This window comes from Streptomyces sp. NPDC015130, assembly GCF_043080005.1.
Taxonomy (GTDB): Bacteria; Actinomycetota; Actinomycetes; order Streptomycetales; family Streptomycetaceae; genus Streptomyces.
In genome coordinates, this window is sequence record NZ_JBIBVC010000019.1 from 142,404 (window position 1) to 163,236 (window position 20,833).

Genomic DNA, 20,833 nt, shown 5'->3' on the forward strand with positions numbered 1-20,833 from the left:
GCCCGTCGTCAGTTCGCCGGAGGGGAGGCCAGCACGTCCACCGGCTGCGGCAGCGGCGCGCCCGAGCCGTCGCGGCGGGGGTCCACCTCGGGCAGGGGCACCGGAGTGCCGTTCTTCTGCGCGGCCCGTGCCGGGGTGGCGCCCGCCCAGGCCAGGATCAGGACGTCCTCGCCCTTCAGGAACCGCTGGCAGCGGACACCGCCCGTCGCGCGGCCCTTGCGCGGGTACTGGTCGAAGGGGGTCAGCTTCGCCGACGTACCCGTCGAGGAGTCCAGTGTGCCCGTGGAGCCCGCGACGGTGAAGACGACGGCGTCCGCCGCCGGGTCGACCGCCGTGAACGAGAGCACCTCGGCGCCCGCGGTCAGCTTGACGCCCGCCATGCCGCCGGCCGGCCGGCCCTGGGGCCGTACCTGCGCGGCCGGGTAGCGGAGGAGCTGGGCGTCGGAGGTGATGAACACCAGGTCCTCCTCGCCCGTCCGCAGCTCGGTCGCGCCGACGATCCGGTCGCCGTCCTTGAGGGTGATGACCTCCAGCTCGTCCTTGTTCGCCGGGTAGTCCGGGACCACGCGCTTCACGACGCCCTGGAGCGTCCCGAGCGCGAGGCCCGGGGAGGACTCGTCGAGCGTGGTCAGGCAGACCACCGACTCGTCCGCCTCCAGGGACAGGAACTCCGAGAGCTGCGCGCCGCCCGCGAGGTTGGGGGTGGCCGCGGTGTCGGGGAGCTGCGGCAGGTCGATGACCGCGATGCGCAGGAGCCGGCCGTCCGAGGTCACCGCGCCGACGTCGCCGCGCTGGGTGGCGGCCACCGCCGAGACGATCAGGTCGTGCTTGGTGCGCGGCGCGTCCGGGTCGGCCGGCGGCAGCTCCGCCGTCGCCGTACGGGCCAGCAGTCCCGTCGAGGAGAGCAGGACCCGGCACGGGTCGTCGGCGACCTCCAGCGGTACGGCCGCGACCGGCGCGCCCGCCGATTCGAGCAGGACCGTCCGCCGGTCGGTGGCGAACTTCTTGCCGACGGCGGCCAGCTCCGCCGAGACCAGCTTCCGCAGCTCCGCGTCGGAGTCGAGGATTCCGGTCAGCTCGTCGATCTCGCCGTTGAGCCGGTCGCGCTCGGTCTCCAGCTCGATGCGGTCGAACTTGGTGAGGCGGCGCAGCGGCGTGTCCAGGATGTACTGCGTCTGGATCTCGCTCAGCGAGAAGCGCTCCATCAGGCGCTCCTTGGCCTGGGCGGAGTTCTCGCTCTCCCGGATGATCCGGATGACCTCGTCGATGTCGACGAGCGCGACGAGGAGGCCGTCGACCAGGTGGAGCCGGTCGCGCTTCTTGGTGCGGCGGAACTCGGAGCGGCGGCGGACGACCTCGAAGCGGTGGTCGAGGTAGACCTCCAGGAGCTCCTTGAGGCCGAGCGTGAGCGGCTGGCCGTCCACGAGCGCCACGTTGTTGATGCCGAAGGACTCCTCCATCGGCGTCAGCTTGTAGAGCTGCTCCAGGACCGCCTCCGGCACGAAGCCGTTCTTGACCTCGATGACGAGGCGCAGGCCGTGGTTGCGGTCGGTGAGGTCCTTGACGTCGGCGATGCCCTGGAGCTTCTTGGAACCGACCAGATCCTTGATCTTGGAGATGACCTTCTCGGGGCCGACCGTGAACGGCAGCTCGGTCACGATGATGCCCTTGCGGCGGGCCGTGACCGTCTCCACGGTCGCCGTGGCGCGGATCTTGAAGGAGCCGCGGCCCGACTCGTACGCGTCCTTGATGCCGGACAGTCCGACGATCCGGCCGCCGGTCGGCAGGTCGGGGCCGGGCACGAAGCGCATCAGCGTCTCGAGGTCGGCTCCGGGGTGCCGGATCAGGTGGCGGGCCGCCGCGATCACCTCGCCGAGGTTGTGCGGCGGCATGTTGGTCGCCATGCCGACCGCGATCCCGGAGGCGCCGTTGACCAGCAGGTTCGGGTAGGCGGCGGGCAGCGCCACCGGCTCCTGCTCCTGGCCGTCGTAGTTCGGCGAGAAGTCGACGGTGTCCTCGTCGATGGACTCGGTCATCAGCAGCGCGGCGGGGGCCATGCGCGACTCCGTGTACCGCATGGCGGCGGGCGGGTCGTCGTTGCCGAGGGAGCCGAAGTTGCCATGGCCGTCGACGAGGGGCAGCCGCATGGAGAAGGGCTGCGCCATGCGGACCATGGCGTCGTAGATCGACGCGTCGCCGTGCGGGTGGAGCTTGCCCATCACCTCGCCGACGACGCGGGCGCACTTGACGAACCCGCGGTCGGGGCGGAGGCCCATCTCGCCCATCTGGTAGACGATGCGGCGCTGGACGGGCTTCATGCCGTCGCGGGCGTCGGGGAGCGCGCGCGAGTAGATCACCGAGTACGCGTACTCGAGGAAGGAGCCCTGCATCTCGTCGACGACGTCGATGTCGAGGATCCTCTCCTCGTACGCGTCGTCCGGCGGCGGTGTCTTCGTGCTGCGGCGGGCCATCGCGGCTGCGGCTCCTTCACCAACAAGGTTGATCTGACGCGGACCATTGTGGACCGTGCCACCGACAACGCCGACCGCGACCCGGAAGAGGGACATCTGGAAGGGGCGGGAACTTCGCGAGGTGTCGGCGCGCTTGCATACAGTGGCAGGACTTTTTCACATCGCGATCGAAGGGACGTACATGCCCATGGGTCACACGGCCACGGCCGAGGCCGGCTCCGGCGGCCTGACAGCGACCGAGCACCGGTTGGCGAACGGCCTGCGCGTGGTGCTCTCGGAGGACCACCTGACCCCGGTCGCCGCGGTCTGCCTCTGGTACGACGTCGGTTCGCGGCACGAGGTCGAGGGCCGCACGGGCCTCGCCCACCTCTTCGAGCACCTCATGTTCCAGGGCTCGAAGCAGGTCCACGGCAACGGGCACTTCGAGCTGGTGCAGGGCGCGGGCGGCTCGCTCAACGGCACGACGAGCTTCGAGCGCACCAACTACTTCGAGACCATGCCCACCCACCAGCTGGAGCTCGCGCTCTGGCTGGAGGCCGACCGCATGGGCTCGCTGCTGGCGGCCCTGGACGACGAGTCCATGGAGAACCAGCGGGACGTCGTCAAGAACGAGCGCCGCCAGCGCTACGACAACGTGCCGTACGGCACGGCCTTCGAGAAGCTGACGGCGCTGGCCTACCCGGAGGGCCACCCGTACCACCACACGCCGATCGGCTCCATGGCGGACCTGGACGCCGCGACGCTGGAGGACGCGCGGAACTTCTTCCGCACGTACTACGCGCCGAACAACGCGGTGCTGTCGGTCGTCGGCGACATCGACCCGGCGCAGACGCTCGCCTGGGTCGAGAAGTACTTCGGCTCCATTCCCTCCCACGACGGCAAGCGGCCCCCGCGCGACGGCTCGCTGCCCGACGTCATGGGCTCGGAGCAGCGTGTGGTCCTCGTCGAGGAGGTCCCGGCGCGCGCGCTGATGGCCGCCTACCGGCTCCCGCACGACGGCACGCGCGAGTGCGACGCCGCCGACCTGGCCCTGACCGTCCTCGGTGGTGGCGAGTCCTCCCGTCTGCACAACCGCCTGGTCCGCCGGGACCGTACGGCCGTCGCCGCCGGCTTCGGCCTGCTGCGGCTCGCCGGGGCGCCCTCGCTGGGCTGGCTGGACGTCAAGACCTCCGGCGGCGTCGAGGTCCCGCAGATCGAGGCGGCCGTCGACGAGGAGCTCGCCCGCTTCGCCGCCGAGGGCCCGACGCCCGAGGAGATGGAGCGCGCACAGGCCCAGTTGGAGCGGGAGTGGCTCGACCGGCTCGGCACCGTCGCGGGCCGCGCCGACGAACTGTGCCGGTTCGCCGTGCTGTTCGGCGACCCGCAGCTCGCCCTGACCGCCGTCGACCGGGTCCTCGACATCACCGCCGAGGAGGTGCGGGCGGCCGCCGAGGCCCGGCTGCGCCCCGACAACCGCGCGGTGCTCGTCTACGAGCCGGTGGCCACCGAACAGAGCGAGAGCGACAGCGACGAGGGAGAGGGAGCGGACCAGTGACCGACGCTGCCGTGTCTTTGACGAGCATGGACTTCCACCCGCAGCCCGAGCCGGGCGTCGCCAGGCCCTGGGCCTTCCCGGCCCCGGACCGCGGCTCCCTGGCCAACGGCCTGACCGTGCTGACCAGCCACCGCCCCGGTCAGCAGGTCGTGGCCGTGGAGCTCTTCCTGCCGGCCCCGCTGGACGCCGAGCCGGCCGGTCTCGACGGCGTCGCCACGATCATGGCCCGGGCCCTCTCCGAGGGCACGGACCAGCGCGACGCCGAGGAGTTCGCGGCCGAGCTGGAGCGCTGCGGTGCCACGCTCGACGCGCACGCGGACCACCCGGGCGTCCGGGTCTCCCTCGAGGTGCCCGTCTCCCGGCTGCCCAAGGCGCTCGGGCTGCTCTCCGAGGCGCTGATCGCCCCGGCGTTCCTGGAGACCGAGATCGAGCGCCTCGTGCGCAACCGCCTCGACGAGATCCCGCACGAGACGGCCAACCCGGCCCGCCGCGCCGCCAAGCAGCTCTCCAAGGAGCTCTTCCCGGCCGATTCGCGGATGTCCCGGCCGCGCCAGGGCACGGAGGAGACGGTCTCCGCGATCGACGCCGCCGCCGTGCGTGCCTTCTACGAGGCGTACGTCCGTCCCGGCACGGCCACCGCCGTGGTGGTGGGCGATCTGACGGGCGTCGACCTGGACAAGGTCCTCGCCGAGACGCTGGGCGCCTGGACCGGCGAGCCGGCCGAGACGCTCGCGATGCCGCCGATCACCGCCGACGACACCGGACGGGTCGTCATCGTGGACCGTCCCGGCGCGGTGCAGACCCAGTTGCTGATCGGCCGGATCGGTCCGGACCGCCACGACAGCGTCTGGGCGGCCCAGGTCCTCGGCACGTACTGCCTCGGCGGCACGCTGACCTCCCGCCTCGACCGGGTCCTGCGCGAGGAGAAGGGCTACACGTACGGCGTGCGGGCCTTCGGGCAGGTGCTCCGCTCCGACGCCGAGGGGAACGGCGCGTCGATGCTCGCCATCAGCGGCTCCGTCGACACCCCCAACACCGGCCCGGCACTTGACGACCTGTGGAAGGTGCTGCGGACGCTCGCCGCGGAGGGCCTCACGGACGCCGAGCGCGAGACGGCCGTGCAGAACCTGGTGGGCGTGGCACCGCTCAAGTACGAGACGGCCGCCTCGGTCGCCGGGACGCTCTCCGACCAGGTCGAGCAGCACCTCCCGGACGACTACCAGGCCCAGTTGTACGCGCGCCTCGCCGAGACGGGGACGGTCGAGGCGACCGCGGCCGTGGTCAGCGCCTTCCCCGTGGACCGGCTCGTCACCGTGCTCGTGGGCGACGCGGCGGAGATCGCCGAGCCCGTGCGGGCGCTCGGCATCGGTGAAGTCACCGTGGTGACCGGCTGATCGCACGCGCCGACCGCCGGGTCGCACATGCCGACCCGGCGACGGAAGGCCTCGACGTCACGGTTTCGTCGAGGCCTTCCCGTTTGTCCGGATTGCGGGCAAGGGTGGTCGTCTGCCCTGTGGCATGTCTTACAAACTGACGCGTCTGTTTGCCGATTGACAGACGATCCGCATAGCGTCGGTCCGTCTGTTCGTCAGTTGTACGCGCCGCACTCGCGGCAGCGGACAGTCATCGCCGAGTCCCCGTCAGGCGCGAGCCTGGGGAGCCGGGGACCCACACAGTCCCTGGGGTGAATCGGGCGCCTTCGTCTCGTACGGAGGGGCTCGTAGGAGACCTTCCTGCTCCGAACCCGTCAGCTAACCCGGTAGGCGAGAGGGAAGGAAAGGATCAGCCTCTACATGGCGTTCACCCGTGCCACCGGGAAGCATCGTGGTCCGAGCCGGATGGCGCGCCGCAGCGTGGGCATCGCCGGCGTCGCGACGCTCGCCACCACCGGCGTCATCGGAACCCTCGCCTCCCCGGCGCTCGCTGCCGACGCGGACAACCGCTCCGCCGAGGACACCGGCCGCATCAAGGTGATCACCGAGGACTCGATCGCGGACCGGATCGACGCCCAGGCCGCCGCCCAGGAGCAGGAGGCCTTCGAGGCCGTCGCCAAGGAGAAGGCCCAGGCGGAGGCCCGCGCCGAGGCGAAGCGCAAGGCCGAGGCCCGCGCCAAGGAGGTCCGCGAGGAGCGCGAGCGCGCCGCCCGCGAGGCCGAGCGCCGCCGCCTCAACTCCTTCCAGCTCCCCGTGGCCGGCTCGTACGTGACCACCGGCTACAAGACCGGCGGCTCGCTCTGGTCCTCCGGCAGCCACTCCGGCATCGACTTCCACGCCTCCTACGGCAGCTCGGTCGTCTCCGTCGGCTCCGGCACCGTCGTCGAGGCCGGCTGGGGCGGCGCGTACGGCAACAACATCGTCATCCGGATGAACGACGGCACGTACACCCAGTACGGTCACCTCTCGTCCATCGGGGTCTACGTCGGCCAGACCGTCGAGCCGGGTCAGCAGATAGGCGTCTCCGGCTCGTCCGGCAACTCGACCGGCCCGCACCTCCACTTCGAGGCACGCACGGGATCCGACTACGGCTCGGACCTGAACCCGATCTCCTACCTCCGCGCCCGCGGCGTCAGCCTCTGACACCACGTCGATCGCGTCGCAAAAGCCCCGGCTCGTACTGAGCCGGGGCTTTTTCGTCGACCGGGCGACCGAAATGTATGAGCCTGGATTCCATGCGGGCATCGGAAATTCCGGCCCGCTGCAATAGAGTCACGGAACAAGCTCGGAACAGGCTCGGAACGAGTACGGGACGAGCACACGAAGAGCACGGGACGGACGCAGAACAGGCGTCACCCGAATTGTCTCTCGCGGACCAAAGGCGGAGGTCGGACATGCGCGTTCCCGCGCAATCGGTGTGCACGGCGATCCGGGACGACATCGTCTCCGGTGTCTTCGAGCGGGGTGGGCGGCTGACCGAGGAGCAGCTCGCCCGTCGCTACGGGGTCTCCCGTGTCCCGGTCCGCGAGGCCCTGCGCACCCTGGAGTCCGAGGGTTTCGTCGTCACCCGCCGGCACGCCGGCGCCCATGTCGCCGAGCCCACCGAGCAGGAGGCGGCCGATCTCCTCGACATGCGGGCCCTGCTCGAACCGCTCGGCGCCGCCCGCGCCGCGCAGCGCCGCACCGAGGCCCATCTGAAGGTGCTGCGCGGCCTGGTCAGGCTGGGCCAGGAGCGGGCCAGGCGCGGCCAGGGGGAGGATCTGCGCTCGCTCGGCGGCTGGTTCCACGAGACGCTGGCACAGGCCTCCGGCAGCCCGGCTCTGACGGCCCTGCTCACCCAGCTCCGGCACAAGATCACCTGGATGTACGCCGTCGAGCAGCCGGCCCACCCCGTGGAGGCCTGGTCCGAGCACGGCGCCATCGTGGACGCCGTCGCGCGCGGCGACGCGGAGCGGGCCAGGGCGCTGACGGCGCTGCACGCGGAGCGCTCGCTGGCACTGCACCGGCTCAAAGGGTCGGAGCGCGGCCGTGTGAGGGTTTCGCAACATGTCGTCAACACGGCGAGCGGTCAGAATTAACGCGCGCACCGTATACAAAGAAGAGGAATTCGACGGAGCTGCTTCGCGCTGCCCGGAATTACGCGGAAGTCGGCCCGGGAAACGCAGGATCCGGAAACCGGGTCGAGATCCCTCGGGAATCCTCGGGAATCCGGTTCGGGAATCCGGCTCGGAAATCCGGCCCCGGAAACGCGAGAACCGCGGCCGCCGGGATTCCGGCAGCCGCGGTTCTCGTCGTACGGGAAGGCGGGGTCAGACGGTCTCGGGGAGCTCGTCGAGACCCTCGGCCACCAGCTTCGCGAGGCGGTCCAGCGCGGCCTCGGCGCCGTCGGCCTCGGAGGCCAGGACGATCTCCTCGCCGCCCTGCGCGCCCAGGCCGAGCACCGCGAGCATCGAGGCGGCGTTCACGGGGGTGCCGTCGGACTTGGCGATCGTCACCGGAACGCCGGAAGCCGTGGCGGCACGGACGAAGATGGACGCGGGGCGGGCGTGGAGGCCCTCGGCCCAGCCGACGTTGACGCGGCGCTCAGCCATGGTGTTGCCCTTCAAGTCTCAAGCGGGTTGTCTAGACCAGTCTCTCACGGGATGCGCGGTGCTCCTACCGACCTTCGGCCCGGACCGCACCGTCCTTCGGCCCTCCCCACCTTGCACGGCAGGCACCCGCCGCGCGACCGGTGCCCGTGCCGTGCACCGGCCGTAGGCTGGCCCCATGCAGAGCGCGTCGGAGCAGTCGGAAGCGGCGGATCGACCGGCACCACCGGCACCACCGGAGCACGCCTATCCCGACCACTGGGAGGCGGACGTGGTGCTCCGGGACGGCGGCACCGCGCGCATCAGGCCGATCACGGCCGACGACGCCGACCGGCTGGTCAGCTTCTACGAGCAGGTCTCGGACGAGTCGAAGTACTACCGCTTCTTCGCGCCCTACCCGCGGCTCTCCGCCAAGGACGTCCACCGCTTCACCCACCACGACTTCGTCGACCGGGTGGGCCTCGCCGCTACCGTGGGCGGCGAGTTCATCGCCACCGTCCGCTACGACCGCATCGACGAACGCGGCATGCCCGCCTCGCACCCGGCCGACGAGGCCGAGGTCGCCTTCCTCGTCCAGGACGCCCACCAGGGGCGCGGAGTCGCCTCGGCCCTCCTCGAACACATCGCGGCGGTCGCGCGCGAGCGGGACATCCGGCGGTTCGCCGCCGAGGTGCTCCCCGCCAACAACAAGATGATCAAGGTCTTCACCGACGCGGGCTACACCCAGAAGCGGAGCTTCGAGGACGGCTCCGTCCGGCTCCACCTCGACCTCGAACCGACCGACCGCTCCCTCGCCGTCCAGCGCGCGCGGGAACAGCGCGCGGAGGCCCGGTCCGTCCAGCGGCTCCTCAACCCCCGCTCCGTCGCCGTCGTCGGCGTCGGCCGCACCCCCGGCGGCGTCGGCCGGACCGTCCTCCGCAACCTCCTCGGCGCCGGCTTCACCGGCCGCGTCCACGCGGTGAACGCCGCGCTCACCGACGGCCCCGCGGAGCTCGACGGCGTCCCGGCCCACCCCTCCGTGGCGGCCATCGGCGAGCCCGTGGACCTGGCGATCGTCGCCGTCCCCGCCGAGCGCGTGCCGGAGGTCGTCGCCGACTGCGGCGAGCACGGCGTGCTCGGCCTCGTCGTCCTCTCCGCCGGATACGCCGAGAGCGGCCCGGCCGGCCGGGAGAGGCAGCGCCAGCTCGTACGGCAGGCCCGCTCGTACGGGATGCGGATCATCGGCCCCAACGCCTTCGGGATCATCAACACCTCCGAGGACGTCCGGCTCAACGCCTCCCTCGCCCCCCACATGCCGGCCGCGGGCCGGATCGGACTCTTCACCCAGTCCGGCGCGATCGGGATCGCCCTCCTCGCCGGTCTCCACCGGCACGGCGCGGGGCTCTCCTCCTTCATCTCGGCCGGGAACCGCGCGGACGTGTCCGGCAACGACTTCCTCCAGCACTGGTACGACGACCCGGGCACGGACGTCGTCCTCCTCTACCTGGAGTCGATCGGCAACCCCCGGAAGTTCACCCGGCTGGCCCGGCGCACCGCCGCGGTCAAGCCGGTCGTGGTCGTCAAGGGAGCCCGGCACAGCGGCAGCGCGCCGCCCGGCCACCGGGTGCCCGTCACCCGCATCCCGCACGCCACGGTCTCCGCGCTGCTGCGCCAGGCCGGGGTGATCCGCGTCGACACCGTCACCGAACTCGTGGACGCCGGACTGCTCCTCGCCGCCCAGCCGCTGCCCGCCGGGCCGAGGGTCGCCATCCTCGGCAACTCCGAGTCGCTCGGCCTCCTCACGTACGACGCCTGTCTGACCGAGGGGCTGCGCCCGCTGCGCCCGCTCGACCTGACGACGGCCGCGGGCCCGGCGGACTTCCGGGACGCGCTCGCGGCGGCGCTCGCGGACGAGACGTCCGACGCGGTCGTGGTGAACGCGATCCCCTGGGTCGGGGAGAACGGCGCCACCGAGTCCGGTGACGGGGAGGTCCTCGCGGCCTCCCTGCGCGAGGCCGTCGCGTCCGTGCCCGCCCCGGCGAAGCCCGTCGTCGTCGTCCACGTCGAGATGGGCGGCCTGGCGGAGGCCCTCGCGGTCGCGACGAGCACCCGGCCGGCGTCGGCGGCGACCCGTACGACTCCGCCGTCCGCGTCACCCCCCGCCCCGGCCGGCACCACCACCCCCACCGCACCCCCCGCGAGCGCAGGGCACCCGGCGCAGCCCACCACCGCGCCGACCGAGGCCCCCCGAGCGACCACCCCCCAAGCCGCAACCGCTCAGGCCCCGGGACCCCAGGCCCCGGGACCCCAGGCCCCGGGACCCCAGGCCCCGGGACCCCAGGCCCCGGGACCCCAGGCCGCCGGATCCCAGGCCCCCGGCCTCCAGATCCCCGGGCCCCAGGCCACCATCCCCGCCTACCCCGCCGCCGAGCGCGCCGTGCGGGCGCTGGCCGAGGCCGTCCGGTACGGGCAGTGGCGGCGGCAGGCCGCCGAGCCCGGGCGGGTGCCCGAGTACGAGGACATCGACGAGTCGGGAGCCGCCGCCCTCATCGAGCGGGTGCTCGGCGCCGGCGGCGACGGGGACACGCGCGGTGTGACCCTCGACACCGCGGACGCCGGGGAGTTGCTCTCGTGGTACGGGATCACGGTCCTGCCCACCCTCCCCGCGCCCGCCCCCGACGAGGCCGTCGCCGCCGCCCGCCGGCTCGGCTACCCCGTCGCGCTCAAGACGACCGCGCCCCATCTGCGCCACCGCCCCGACCTCGGCGGCGTCCGGCTGGACCTGGCCACCGAGGAGCAGCTCCGCACCGCCTACGCCGAGCTGACCGAGGTCCTCGGCAAGCCGGAGGAGCTCCAGCCCGTCGTCCAGGCGATGGTGCCCCGGGGCGTCGACACCCTCGTCCGCTCCGCCATCGACCCGGCCGTCGGAGCCGTCCTCTCCTTCGGGCTCTCCGGCGCGGCCTCCGAGCTCCTCGGCGACACGGCCCACCGGCTGGTCCCGGCCACCGACCGGGACGCCGCCGAGCTCGTACGCTCCATCCGCACCGCCCCGCTGCTGTTCGGCTGGCGGGGCTCCGCCCCGGTCGACACCCCGGCCCTGGAGGAGCTGCTGCTCAGGGTGTCCCGGCTCGTCGACGACCACCCGGAGGTGGTGGCGGTCTCACTGGAGCCGGTCGTCGTGGCCCCGCGCGGACTGTCCGTCCTCGGGGCCACCGTCCGCCTGGCCCCGCCCCCGCCCCGCACCGACCTCGGCCCGCGCCGCCTGCCGAGTTACTGAGGACCCGCACCGTCCGCCGGGTCGTCGGGGACGAGTGCCGTGTCCGCCGGGTTATCGAGGATCTGAGGGGGTCCGCGGCCCCGTAGGATGGAGTCCATGGCGAAGAGCGGTACGACGACCCAGGGGCTGCGCGCGGCGATCGAGCGCAGCGGCTACTACCCGGCCCTCGTGGCCGAGGCGGTGGAGGCCGCCGTCGGCGGCGAGGCCGTGGCGTCGTACGTGGTGCACCAGGAGACCACCTTCGACGCGAACGAGGTCCGGCGCCACGTCACCGTCCTGGTCCTCACGCCGCACCGCTTCATCGTGAGCCACACCGACGAGCAGGCCGCCGACACCAGTTCCCCGACCCCGTACGCCACGACCTCCACCGAGTCCGTGAAGCTCGACCGGATCTCCTCGGTCGTCGTCAGCCGGGTCGTCGCCAACCCCGAGTCGTACACGCCGGGCACGCTGCCCCGCGAGGTGGTGCTCACCATCGGCTGGGGCGCCGTCTCCCGCATCGACCTGGAGCCCGCCGCCTGCGGCGACGCCAACTGTGACGCCGACCACGGCTACACGGGCAACGCCACCGCCGACGACCTCAGCCTGCGGGTGAGCGAGGCCGGCGACGGTCCGGACACCGTCCGGCAGACCCTGGCCTTCGCCCAGGCGCTCTCCGAAGCGATCGCGGCCACCGCCGCCCCCACGCGCTGATGGTCCAGCCCGCCGCCGTGACCCACGGCTGGCCCGACGACCCGGTCCCGCTGTCCCCGGACACCGCGCCGGTGCCCGAGTACACCTCCGGCTCCCTCGGCGACCTGCTCCCGACGCTCGTCGCCGCGCAGGGCGTGCCCGGCTTCGACCCGAGGATCGCCGAGCTGACTCCGGCCGACCGGAACTGCGTCTTCCTGATCGACGGGCTCGGCTGGGAGCAGATCAAGGCCCATCCGGACGAGGCCCCGTACCTGACCTCGCTCATCGGCTCCTCGCGCGGCGCCACCGGCCGCCCGATCACCGCCGGCTTCCCCGCCACCACCGCGACCTCGCTCGCCTCGGTCGGCACCGGCCGCTACCCCGGTACGCACGGGCTGCCGGGCTACACCGTGCGCAACCCCGACACCGGCGAGCTGATGAACCAGCTGCGCTGGCGGCCGTGGACCGAGCCGCGCGTCTGGCAGCCGTACCCCACCGTCTTCCAGCTCGCGCACGCGGCCGGGATCCACACCGCGCAGGTGTCGTCCCCGATCTTCGAGCAGACCCCGCTCACCCAGGTCGCGCTCAGCGGCGGAACGTTCCACGGCCGGCTCAGCGGCGAGGAGCGCATGGACTTCGCCGCCGAGCAGCTCGCCGCCGGCGACCGCTCGCTGGTCTACACGTACTACAGCGAACTCGACGGCGCGGGCCACCGCTTCGGCATCGACTCCGACGCCTGGCGCGGACAGCTCATGTTCGTGGACCGGCTCGTGCAGCGCCTCGCGGAGCAGCTGCCGGCGCGCTCCGCGCTGTACGTCACGGCCGACCACGGCATGGTGGACATCCCCTTCGACGAGCAGCACCGCATCGACTTCGACGAGGACTGGGAGCTGCGCGCGGGCGTGGCCCTGCTCGGCGGCGAGGGCCGTGCCCGTCATGTGTACGCGGTCCCCGGCGCCGAGGCGGACGTCCTCACCTGCTGGCGCGAGGTGATCGGCGAGCAGTTCTGGGTGGCGAGCCGGGACGAGGCCATCGCCCTGGGCTGGTTCGGCGACGAGATCGACGACCGGGTGTACGGCAGGATCGGCGACGTGGTCGCCGCGGCCCACGACGACGTCGCGATCACCGCGTCCGTCAACGAGCCCCACGAGTCGGCGATGGCCGGCATGCACGGGTCCATGACCCCCGCCGAGCAGCTCGTCCCACTGCTCGAAGTCCGTTCCTGAACGCCCGCCGCCCCGCCCGACCCTCCGCCGCCCCACGCCGACTCCCACGGCCCACCCCCCACGACCTGAAAGGTCCCCGACCCGTCATGCCCGAGCTGGTCTTCTTCTCCGGAACCATGGACTGCGGGAAGAGCACCCTGGCCCTCCAGATCGCGCACAACCGCGACGCGCGCGGGCTCCAGGGCGTGATCTTCACCCGTGACGACCGGGCGGGCGAGGGCAAGCTGTCCTCCCGGCTCGGCCTGGTGACGGAGGCGGTCGAGGCCCCGCAGGGGATGGACCTGTACGCGTACCTCGTCGGTCAGCTGTCGCAGGGCGGCAAGGCCGACTACGTGATCGTCGACGAGGCGCAGTTCCTCGCGCCGGAGCAGATCGACCAGCTCGCCCGTATCGTCGACGACCTCGGCCTGGACGTCTTCGCCTTCGGCATCACCACCGACTTCCGGACCAAGCTCTTCCCCGGTTCGCAGCGGCTGATCGAGCTGGCGGACCGGATCGAGCAGCTCCAGGTCGAGGCGCTGTGCTGGTGCGGGGCCAGGGCCACGCACAACGCCCGTACGGTGGGCGGCGAGATGGTCGTCGAGGGCGCCCAGGTGGTGGTCGGCGACGTGAACCGCCCGGCGGGGGAGGTGGGTTACGAGGTGCTCTGCCGCCGTCACCACCGCCGTCTCATGACCTCGTCCGCGGCGCGGGCGGGCGCGCTCTCGCCCGACGTCCTGCCGGTCAACAACGCCTGACCGGACTCCCTTACGCCTCCGGGGGCGTGACCGGCGGGTTCAGCGCGCGGACCAGGTGGCCGAGCGCGGCGCCGTCGACGGGTGAGGTGCCCGTGAGGGTGCCGACCAGTGCCTGGGCGAGGACCGTCGCCGTACCGATCCGGGAGTCCTCGCGCTCGTCCCCGGTGGCCTTGCCGATGACGGCGTCGCGCACCGTCCGCGAGATCTCGTCGCCCGTGAACAGCTCGGGGAACGACAGCGCCATCATGCACACGCCCACGTTGGCGGAGAGGATCGCCTGCCCGGCCAGCTCGGGGGCCGTGCGCAGCCGTCCGGCGTCCCGGCAGCGCTCCACGGCCGTCAGCAGGATGGCCTGCGCCTCCTTGATCGCCTGGGGCTTGGCATCGCCCGTCGGCGTGAACATCAGGCGGTACAGGTGGGGATTGCGCAGCGCGAACGCGACGTGGCTGTCCCAGGCCGTCCGCAGGTCCGCCACGGGGTCGTCGGTGAGCGGATTGCGCCTCTTGGCGGCGAGGAAACGCTCGAATCCGATGTCGGCGACGGCCGTGAGCAGTCCCTGCTTGTCCCCGAACTGGCGGTAGATCTCCGGCATGCCGACCTTCGCCCGGTCGCAGATGGCCCGGGTCGAGATGGCCAGGGCGTCCTTGCCGGCGAGCAGTTCCTCGGTGGCTTCCAGGATGCGCTCTCGTGCCGTCGACATGGCTCCCACGATAACAGCGCTAACGCCAGGACCTGGGGGTTTGTGCCTCCCGGGGTGCGCGAGGCCGTCAGCGCGGAATCCTGCCATCGTTCGTGTAATCATTGATTACGCGATGTGTTAGCGTGATGAACATCCGGGGGGTTCCTCACCCCGTGAGCAACCGAGCGAACCGAAAGGAACCCGTCATGACCGCGTCCACCACCCTGCGTGACGTGACCGGCCTGCCCCAGGACCTTCCGTGCCTGGCCGAGTCCGCGCTGATCATGATCGACTTCCAGAACACCTACCGCACCGGCGTCATGCTGCTCGACGGGGCCGAGGAGGCCGTGGCCGCCGGCGCCCGGCTGCTCGCCGCCGCCCGAGCGGCCGGCACGCCCGTCGTGCACGTCGTGAACGACGGCGGCGAGGGCACTCCCTACGACATCCGGGCCGAGATCGGCTCGATCAGCACCGAAGTCGCCCCGGTCGAGGGCGAGAAGGTCGTCGTCAAGCAGTTCCCGAACGCCTTCCACGCCACGGACCTGGAGGAGACCCTGAAGGGCCTCGGCGCCGGGGCCGGCGCCGACCTGGTCATCGCCGGGTTCATGACGCACATGTGCGTCCTCTTCACCGCGCAGGGCGCCTTCAACCTCGGCTACCGCCCGACCGTGGTCGCCGAGGCCACCGCCACCCGCCCCCTGGCGGCACCGGACGGCACCGTCGTCCCGTCGGCGGCCCTCCGGACCGCGAGCCTGACCACGGTCACCGACCTCTTCGGCACCGTCGCCCGCACGGTCGACGAGCTCGTGGCCCGCACGGTCGACGAGCTCAAGGCCCCGGCGAGGGTCGGCTGACCCACCGGCGCCCGGTCCGGTCGCACCGGGAGTTCACCCGGGGTGTACCGGAAAACCGCCTGATGATCGGTTACGGGTCGCCCGCCTCGGCGGTAATGGCGGTCGGCCCGTGACGACTCCGCCTCCGGGCGTTCCCGCCCCGTGCGCCCCCTGGAGGACGTGTGCCCCCCGCCGCCGAGACCGTGCTGGACGAGGTCGACGGCGAGGAGGGGGGCGGCGGGACCCGGCGCCGGCCGGGGCCCCGGCCGTGGCGCCGGCCGGCCCCGGCCGTCGCCGCCCCGCTCGCGGCCTCCCTGCTCACCGCCCTGCTGCTCTGTCTCGCGACAGCGCTGTCCCGCACGTACCCCTTCGGGCCCGTGACCAGGAACGTCGTCGACCTCGGCCAGCAGTACCTGCCCTTCCACGCGTACTGGCGCGCCCTCCTCCTCGGCGCGACGCACGGCGACGCCTTCCTCAACTGGAACTCCGGCTTCGGGTCCAACTTCCTCGGCGACATCGGTACCTACCTGAGCAGCCCCTTCGACCTGCTGGTCGTCGCCTTCCCGGCGGACCGGATCGAGCTCGCGCTGTACGTCGTCACGGCCGCCAAGATCAGCGCCGCGGGCGGCGCGGCGGCGCTGCTGCTCGTGCGGCTGCGGTCCGGCCCCTGGCCCCTCGCCGCCGCACTCGGCACCGCGTACGCCCTCTCCGGCTGGACCCTGAACCACGGCGCCACCGTCCCGATGTGGCTCGACGGGCTGCTCGCCTTCCCGCTGCTCTGCCTCGTCGCCGAGTGGGCCCGCACCGGCCGCCGGCCCGTCCTCGGGCCCGTCGTCGTCGCCCTGGCCTGGATCTCCAACTTCTACACCGCCTACATGGCCACCCTCGGCGCGGCCGTCTTCCTGGCCGTCAGGCTCCTCACCTCGGACCAGACCGCGACCTCCCGGCAGCGGATCGCCGTGGTCCTCCGCGCCGCGCGCAGCGTGCTCATCGGCGTCGGGCTCGCCGCGCCGCTCGTCGTGGTCGTCTTCCTCGGCACCAAGGTCGCCGACCCGACCCCCGTGACCACCTTCGCCCCGGCCGCCTGGACGGATCTCCTCGCCCGGTTCCTGCCCGCCACCGCGGGCGTCACCAGCCCGGCCCTCTTCATCGGCACGCCCGCCCTCGCCCTCGCCCTGACCCTGCCGTTCAACCGGGCCGTCGCCCCGCGCGTCCGGGCCGCCTGGACGGCGGCGGTCGTCCTCGTGGCGCTCTCCCTCCAGTGGGAGCCCACCCATCTCCTCTGGCACGCGGGCGCCTCGCCCAACGGCAATCCGTACCGTCAGACCTTCGTCCTGAGCGGCCTCCTGCTGATCGCCGCCTGGCTGTCCGTCGCCCGCGGAGTGCCCCGGCCGCCCGCGCTCCTCGCGAGCGGCACACTGCTCGGAGCTCTGGCGTGGGCCGCCGGGGGCAGCGTCGAGATCGACGACTGGACCTACCCCGCGTTTCTCACCGCCGCGGCCCTCACGCTCGCGGCGGCCCTCCTCGCCGGGCGGGACGCCCGCCGGAAGACTTCCGCCGGCCCCGCCCCCCGCGCCCTCACCGCCGGCCCCGCCCCCCGCTCGCTCACCGCCCTCCCCGTCCTCTCCGCAGTGGCCGTCGCCCTCTTCGTCGCCGCCCAGGCCGGCGAGACGGTCGTCACCGGGAAGCGGATCGAGGAACAGCAGCGGAGCGAGGTCTCCTGGTCGCCCCTGACCGGCCCCTGGCACGCCTCCGCCGCCCGCGAGGTCGCGCGCGCCGACGCCTGGCCCCGCCACCGCACGGACCCCGGAGAGGTGCCCGGCGGCAACGACGTCCTGCTCGTCGGAGGCCAGGGCGCCGACTACTACAGCAGCCTCACCGCCGACACGACCTCCGCCACCCTCGCCTCCCTGGGCTTCGGCCACTACGCCAAGGGCCGGCACCCGGTCACCCTCGACAACCCCGTGACCGACGCCCTCTTCTCCATCGGCACCCGGCTCCGCTCGGAGCCCACGGAGCCGGTACGCCAGGACGTCCGGCCCCGCGCCGAGGTCACCGCCACCACGACCCCCGTACCGCCCCTGGTGACGGTCCGCGTCCGCCCGGCGCGTGCCCCGCGCCCGGGGGACTCCGCCTTCGTGCGCCAGGAACTCCTCCTCGGCTCCCCGGTGTACGAGCTGCCACGGGACACGCGCCGCACCGGACGCACCCTCACCGCCCGCTGCCCGGCCGGCTCCGAGGTCTGGCTCTGGGCTCCCGAGTACATGGGCTCGGCGACCCTCGCGGGGGAGGGAGCGAGCGCCGTACCCGCGGGGGAGGGGACAGGCGCCGTATCCGCGGGGGAGGGGACAGGCGCCGTATCCGCGGGGGAGGGGACGCGCGCCGTCGACTTCGACGGCAGACCGCCCGCCGTACGCGCGCCCATGCAGGCCCTCGGGACCGTGCCGGCCTCCGGCGAGGTGAGCATCGACCTGCTGCCCGGCAAGGCCGGGAAGGCGAGGATCAGACTGCCCCGCCAGTCCGTCGGCTGCCTCGTCCGGGCCCGGCTCGACTCCGCCGTACGCCGGCTCACCGCCGAAGGCGCCACCCGCGTGAGCGCCGACGGGCACGGCGTCACCGCCGAACTCCCCCCGGGCAGCAGGGGCCTCGCCGTCCTCGCCGCACCCCGCATCTCCGGCTGGCGCTGCGCCGCGGGCGGCGCGGAAGCCGTACCCGCCCGCGCCTACCAGGGGCTCGTCGCCGTCCCCCTCGACGGGCGGGCGACCACGGTCAGCTGCTCCTTCCGGCCTCCGGGGCTCCGTCTCGGCGGCGCCGTGGGGGCGGCCGCGCTCCTCGCGCTGGCCGCGACGGCGGGTTTCCACCGGAGACGACAAGAGTTCACCCGGAGTGCACCCGCGGATCGTTCGGCCGGAAAAGTGGACGGCTAATCTGCCCGCCGTACCGGCGTTTGATTGTTCGATTCAGTGTGGGGATTCCGAGTGCCAAAGCTGTCCGTCGTCGTCCCGTTCCACAATGTCGGGCCCTATGCGCCCGACACCCTGCGCAGTCTGGCGAACAACGCGAACCCGGAATTCGAGTTCCTGCTGGTCGACGACTGCTCGACGGACGACACCCCGGAAATCCTGGACCGCTGGCGCGACCGCCTCCCGAACGCCACCGTCATCCGGCACGAGACGAATCTCGGCGTCGCCCAGGCGCGCAACACGGGAATCGACGCGGCGAAGGGCGACTACCTCACCTTCCTGGACGGCGACGACTGGTACGCGCCCGGACACCTGAGCGCAGCCGTGGCCGGAATCTCCCGTCTGGGCTGCGATTTCGCCCGTACCGACCATGTCCTCGCGGAGGGCCGGAAGCGGCAGATCCGCTACGCCCCCGCCAAGGTCCGCGACGCGGTGATGGACCCCCGGGACGGAATCTCGCCCGCCAGCATGGTGACGATGGTCGACTATCCCTTCGTCCCCTTCGGCATTTACAGCGGACGGCTCTTCGAGAACGGCGCCTCGCGTTTCGAGACCTCCCTGAAAACGGCCGAGGACCGCCTCTGGGTCTGGCGGCTCCACCTCAAGGCCAGGACTTTCGCGGCGCTTTCCCTGCACGGTGTCTTCTACCGGCGAGGAGTCACCACCTCGCTCACCCAGATCACCGACAACCGACAGCTGGACTTCATCACCTCGTACGACCTCCTGCTCGACGACGTCTCCCGGGACGCCGAGGCCGACCGGTTCCTGCCGAAGGCCGTCCGCACCTACTGCGCGATGATCGCCTTCCACATGGGCAAGGTCGGGAAGTACGAGCCCGAGGTCGCCGCACGGCTGCGCACCGACGTCGGCGACGCCCTGCGCCGCATGCCGCAGCAGGTCCTCGACGAGACCCTCACCACCATGGACACCCCGCGCAGCACCCTCCTCCGGAGCCTGCGCGAAACCGGAAGGACCGTCTGACCCATGGCCCTCGACACGCACCCCGCCATGGCCTCGGGCCCGGCCGCCGACACCCGCCTCGTGCAGATCTTCCAGGTGTCCACCCTCTACGGAGCGGCCACGCTCGCGGCCGCGCTCGACGCCGGACAGTTCGGCCCCCGCGAGGACGCCCGCCGCCTCCTGCTGATCTCGCACAACGCCGAGATCCCGGAGACCGCCCTGCGCCTGGAGACGATGACCGGATACGAGCGGATCGCCGCCCGCTTCGACGGCACGCTCGACTGGAACGAGACGATCCACCCGTACCACCCCGCCGCCTGGGCGCCCCGGCCCGAGGAGGCCCCGCTCTGGCAGCGCGTGCTCCGGACCGCCTGGGACCTCGGCACCGCCCGGGTCGAGCTGATCGTCGAATCGATCCAGGTCAACCCGGCCAAGGCCCTCGCCGCCGCCTTCCCCGAGAGCTCGGTCGACGTCTACGCGGACGGCCTCATGAGCTACGGCCCGACGCGCTCCGACCTCGCCCAGTCGATCGCCATCCGCATCCGCCGCGTCCTCCACCTCGACCTCGTCCCCGGGCTGCGGCCGCTGCTCCTCAGCGAGTACGCGGTCGAGCCCGAGCTCGTCCCCGACAGCGCCTTCCGCGCGGTGCTCGCCGAGATCGCCGAAGCATCCCTGGCCGACGAGGGCAGGGACGAGGCCTCGCCGATCGCGCGGGCCGTCGCGGCCGAGCCGACGGCCCTCCTCCTCGGCCAGTACCTCGCCGCCCTCAACCTCCTCACCGCAGAGGAGGAAGAGGAGCTGCACGTCCGGATGCTGCGCGGCGCGGCGGCCTCCGGACACCGCTCGGTGGTCTTCAAGCCGCACCCGACCGCGCCCGTCCGCTACTCCCAGGCCCTCGACGAGGAGGCGGCGGAGCTCGGCGTACGGCTGACGGTCCTCGACGGGCCGCTGCTCGCCGAGACCTTCTACGAGCGCTGCCGGCCACGGCTCGTCGTCGGCTGCTTCTCCACGGCGATGCTCACCGCCGCTGTGTACTACGGCATCCCGATCGCCCGCGTGGGCACGGTCGAGGTCCTCGAACGGCTCACCCCCTTCGAGAACAGCAACCGCATCCCGCTCACCGTCGTCGACCACCTGGTCGCGGACCTGGAGGAGGGCGAGGAGGCGGCGGTCCCCGGCACGGCCCCGGCCTCGCTCTCGCCCCTGGTGCGGGCCGTCGGCTACTGCATGCGGCACAAGAGCCACCCCGGGCTCCGCGAGGAGGCCACGCGCTTCCTGGCCGAGCACCACGCGCAGCCGGGCATCGCGCACCACTTCACGGAACTGCGGCTGACCCAGCTCGGTCTGCCGGGCGCTCCGGAGCCCACGGCCCCGGAGCCGACGGCCGACACCGCGAGCGCCGCGGCCACGGGCGGCGGCGCCTCGCGGTTCCGCCGCGGCCTCGCCAGGTCCCGCCGGGCCTGACGCGGAGGCCGTGGGAC

Annotated in this window: 15 protein-coding genes and 1 riboswitch; of the genes, 12 read left to right on the forward strand and 3 right to left on the reverse strand. The window is 72.8% G+C overall.

Annotation, left to right across the window (positions count from 1 at the left end):
• Window positions 1-8 precede the first annotated feature (8 nt).
• Window positions 9-2,471 carry a DNA topoisomerase (ATP-hydrolyzing) subunit A gene (locus ACF08F_RS31630; RefSeq protein WP_392301956.1) on the reverse strand — a complete coding sequence of 821 codons (2,463 nt, stop codon included), beginning with the start codon at window positions 2,469-2,471 and terminating at the stop codon, window positions 9-11.
• Window positions 2,472-2,652: 181 nt separating this feature from the next.
• Here ACF08F_RS31630 and ACF08F_RS31635 point away from each other — a divergent pair, with 181 nt between their 5' ends.
• The 4 genes from ACF08F_RS31635 (at window position 2,653) to ACF08F_RS31650 (ending at window position 7,516) form a co-directional block, all read left to right on the forward strand.
• Window positions 2,653-4,005 (forward strand): M16 family metallopeptidase, encoded by a 1,353-nt coding sequence (locus ACF08F_RS31635; RefSeq protein WP_392301957.1) that lies wholly within the window; start codon window positions 2,653-2,655, stop codon window positions 4,003-4,005.
• Window positions 4,006-4,031: 26 nt separating this feature from the next.
• Window positions 4,032-5,399 (forward strand): M16 family metallopeptidase, encoded by a 1,368-nt coding sequence (locus ACF08F_RS31640; protein ID WP_392301989.1) that lies wholly within the window; start codon window positions 4,032-4,034, stop codon window positions 5,397-5,399.
• Window positions 5,400-5,622: 223 nt separating this feature from the next.
• A riboswitch (cyclic di-AMP (ydaO/yuaA leader) is annotated at window positions 5,623-5,786 on the forward strand.
• A 12-nt stretch (window positions 5,787-5,798) separates the two neighbouring features.
• The gene (locus ACF08F_RS31645) at window positions 5,799-6,581 is read left to right on the forward strand and encodes a M23 family metallopeptidase (RefSeq protein WP_392301958.1); all 783 of its coding nucleotides are present in this window, start codon (window positions 5,799-5,801) and stop codon (window positions 6,579-6,581) included.
• 251 nt (window positions 6,582-6,832) lie between these two features.
• Entirely contained in the window at window positions 6,833-7,516 is a 684-nt protein-coding gene (locus ACF08F_RS31650) for a GntR family transcriptional regulator (protein ID WP_392301959.1), read from the forward strand.
• A gap of 231 nt (window positions 7,517-7,747) precedes the next feature.
• Here ACF08F_RS31650 and ACF08F_RS31655 read toward each other — a convergent pair whose 3' ends face one another.
• Window positions 7,748-8,029 (reverse strand): HPr family phosphocarrier protein, encoded by a 282-nt coding sequence (locus ACF08F_RS31655; RefSeq protein ID WP_015036698.1) that lies wholly within the window; start codon window positions 8,027-8,029, stop codon window positions 7,748-7,750.
• Window positions 8,030-8,204: 175 nt separating this feature from the next.
• On the opposite strand from ACF08F_RS31655, the gene ACF08F_RS31660 reads away from it, so the two are divergent.
• The 4 genes from ACF08F_RS31660 to ACF08F_RS31675 all read left to right on the forward strand — a co-directional run bounded on the left by ACF08F_RS31660 (window position 8,205) and on the right by ACF08F_RS31675 (window position 13,917).
• A complete protein-coding gene (locus ACF08F_RS31660; RefSeq protein WP_392301960.1) occupies window positions 8,205-11,282 on the forward strand; it encodes a GNAT family N-acetyltransferase in 3,078 nt (1,025 codons plus the stop codon).
• A 96-nt stretch (window positions 11,283-11,378) separates the two neighbouring features.
• Window positions 11,379-11,975, forward strand: a complete 597-nt coding sequence (locus tag ACF08F_RS31665) for a DUF5998 family protein (RefSeq protein ID WP_189804644.1) — start codon at window positions 11,379-11,381, stop codon at window positions 11,973-11,975.
• The gene (locus tag ACF08F_RS31670; RefSeq protein ID WP_392301961.1) at window positions 11,975-13,180 is read left to right on the forward strand and encodes an alkaline phosphatase family protein; all 1,206 of its coding nucleotides are present in this window, start codon (window positions 11,975-11,977) and stop codon (window positions 13,178-13,180) included. Before ACF08F_RS31665 ends, ACF08F_RS31670 begins: the two co-directional genes overlap by 1 nt.
• A gap of 86 nt (window positions 13,181-13,266) precedes the next feature.
• Window positions 13,267-13,917, forward strand: a complete 651-nt coding sequence (locus ACF08F_RS31675; RefSeq protein ID WP_392301962.1) for a thymidine kinase — start codon at window positions 13,267-13,269, stop codon at window positions 13,915-13,917.
• 10 nt (window positions 13,918-13,927) lie between these two features.
• Here ACF08F_RS31675 and ACF08F_RS31680 read toward each other — a convergent pair whose 3' ends face one another.
• Window positions 13,928-14,617, reverse strand: coding sequence for a TetR/AcrR family transcriptional regulator (locus ACF08F_RS31680; protein WP_392301963.1), 690 nt, complete (start codon window positions 14,615-14,617; stop codon window positions 13,928-13,930).
• Between the two features lie 185 nt (window positions 14,618-14,802).
• Between ACF08F_RS31680 and ACF08F_RS31685 the strand changes: the two genes are divergently transcribed.
• From ACF08F_RS31685 to ACF08F_RS31700, 4 genes are all read left to right on the forward strand, one after another.
• Complete coding sequence (locus tag ACF08F_RS31685; RefSeq protein WP_392301964.1) at window positions 14,803-15,450, forward strand: isochorismatase family protein; 648 nt, start codon at window positions 14,803-14,805, stop codon at window positions 15,448-15,450.
• Between the two features lie 161 nt (window positions 15,451-15,611).
• On the forward strand, window positions 15,612-18,356 hold the full coding sequence (locus tag ACF08F_RS31690) for a YfhO family protein (protein ID WP_392301965.1): 2,745 nt from the start codon (window positions 15,612-15,614) through the stop codon (window positions 18,354-18,356).
• Between the two features lie 51 nt (window positions 18,357-18,407).
• A complete protein-coding gene (locus ACF08F_RS31695; protein ID WP_392301966.1) occupies window positions 18,408-19,373 on the forward strand; it encodes a glycosyltransferase family 2 protein in 966 nt (321 codons plus the stop codon).
• Window positions 19,374-19,376: 3 nt separating this feature from the next.
• The gene (locus ACF08F_RS31700) at window positions 19,377-20,816 is read left to right on the forward strand and encodes a polysialyltransferase family glycosyltransferase (protein WP_392301967.1); all 1,440 of its coding nucleotides are present in this window, start codon (window positions 19,377-19,379) and stop codon (window positions 20,814-20,816) included.
• Window positions 20,817-20,833: the final 17 nt, after the last annotated feature.

What these genes read in the sequence shown, in the direction of transcription:
- ACF08F_RS31630 (WP_392301956.1), bottom strand. Translation starts at nt 2,471, where the DNA reads ATGGCCCGCCGCAGCACGAAGACACCGCCGCCGGACGACGCGTACGAG.
- ACF08F_RS31635 (WP_392301957.1), top strand. Translation starts at nt 2,653, where the DNA reads ATGCCCATGGGTCACACGGCCACGGCCGAGGCCGGCTCCGGCGGCCTG.
- ACF08F_RS31640 (WP_392301989.1), top strand. Translation starts at nt 4,032, where the DNA reads ATGGACTTCCACCCGCAGCCCGAGCCGGGCGTCGCCAGGCCCTGGGCC.
- ACF08F_RS31645 (WP_392301958.1), top strand. Translation starts at nt 5,799, where the DNA reads ATGGCGTTCACCCGTGCCACCGGGAAGCATCGTGGTCCGAGCCGGATG.
- ACF08F_RS31650 (WP_392301959.1), top strand. Translation starts at nt 6,833, where the DNA reads ATGCGCGTTCCCGCGCAATCGGTGTGCACGGCGATCCGGGACGACATC.
- ACF08F_RS31655 (WP_015036698.1), bottom strand. Translation starts at nt 8,029, where the DNA reads ATGGCTGAGCGCCGCGTCAACGTCGGCTGGGCCGAGGGCCTCCACGCC.
- ACF08F_RS31660 (WP_392301960.1), top strand. Translation starts at nt 8,205, where the DNA reads ATGCAGAGCGCGTCGGAGCAGTCGGAAGCGGCGGATCGACCGGCACCA.
- ACF08F_RS31665 (WP_189804644.1), top strand. Translation starts at nt 11,379, where the DNA reads ATGGCGAAGAGCGGTACGACGACCCAGGGGCTGCGCGCGGCGATCGAG.
- ACF08F_RS31670 (WP_392301961.1), top strand. Translation starts at nt 11,975, where the DNA reads ATGGTCCAGCCCGCCGCCGTGACCCACGGCTGGCCCGACGACCCGGTC.
- ACF08F_RS31675 (WP_392301962.1), top strand. Translation starts at nt 13,267, where the DNA reads ATGCCCGAGCTGGTCTTCTTCTCCGGAACCATGGACTGCGGGAAGAGC.
- ACF08F_RS31680 (WP_392301963.1), bottom strand. Translation starts at nt 14,617, where the DNA reads ATGTCGACGGCACGAGAGCGCATCCTGGAAGCCACCGAGGAACTGCTC.
- ACF08F_RS31685 (WP_392301964.1), top strand. Translation starts at nt 14,803, where the DNA reads ATGACCGCGTCCACCACCCTGCGTGACGTGACCGGCCTGCCCCAGGAC.
- ACF08F_RS31700 (WP_392301967.1), top strand. Translation starts at nt 19,377, where the DNA reads ATGGCCCTCGACACGCACCCCGCCATGGCCTCGGGCCCGGCCGCCGAC.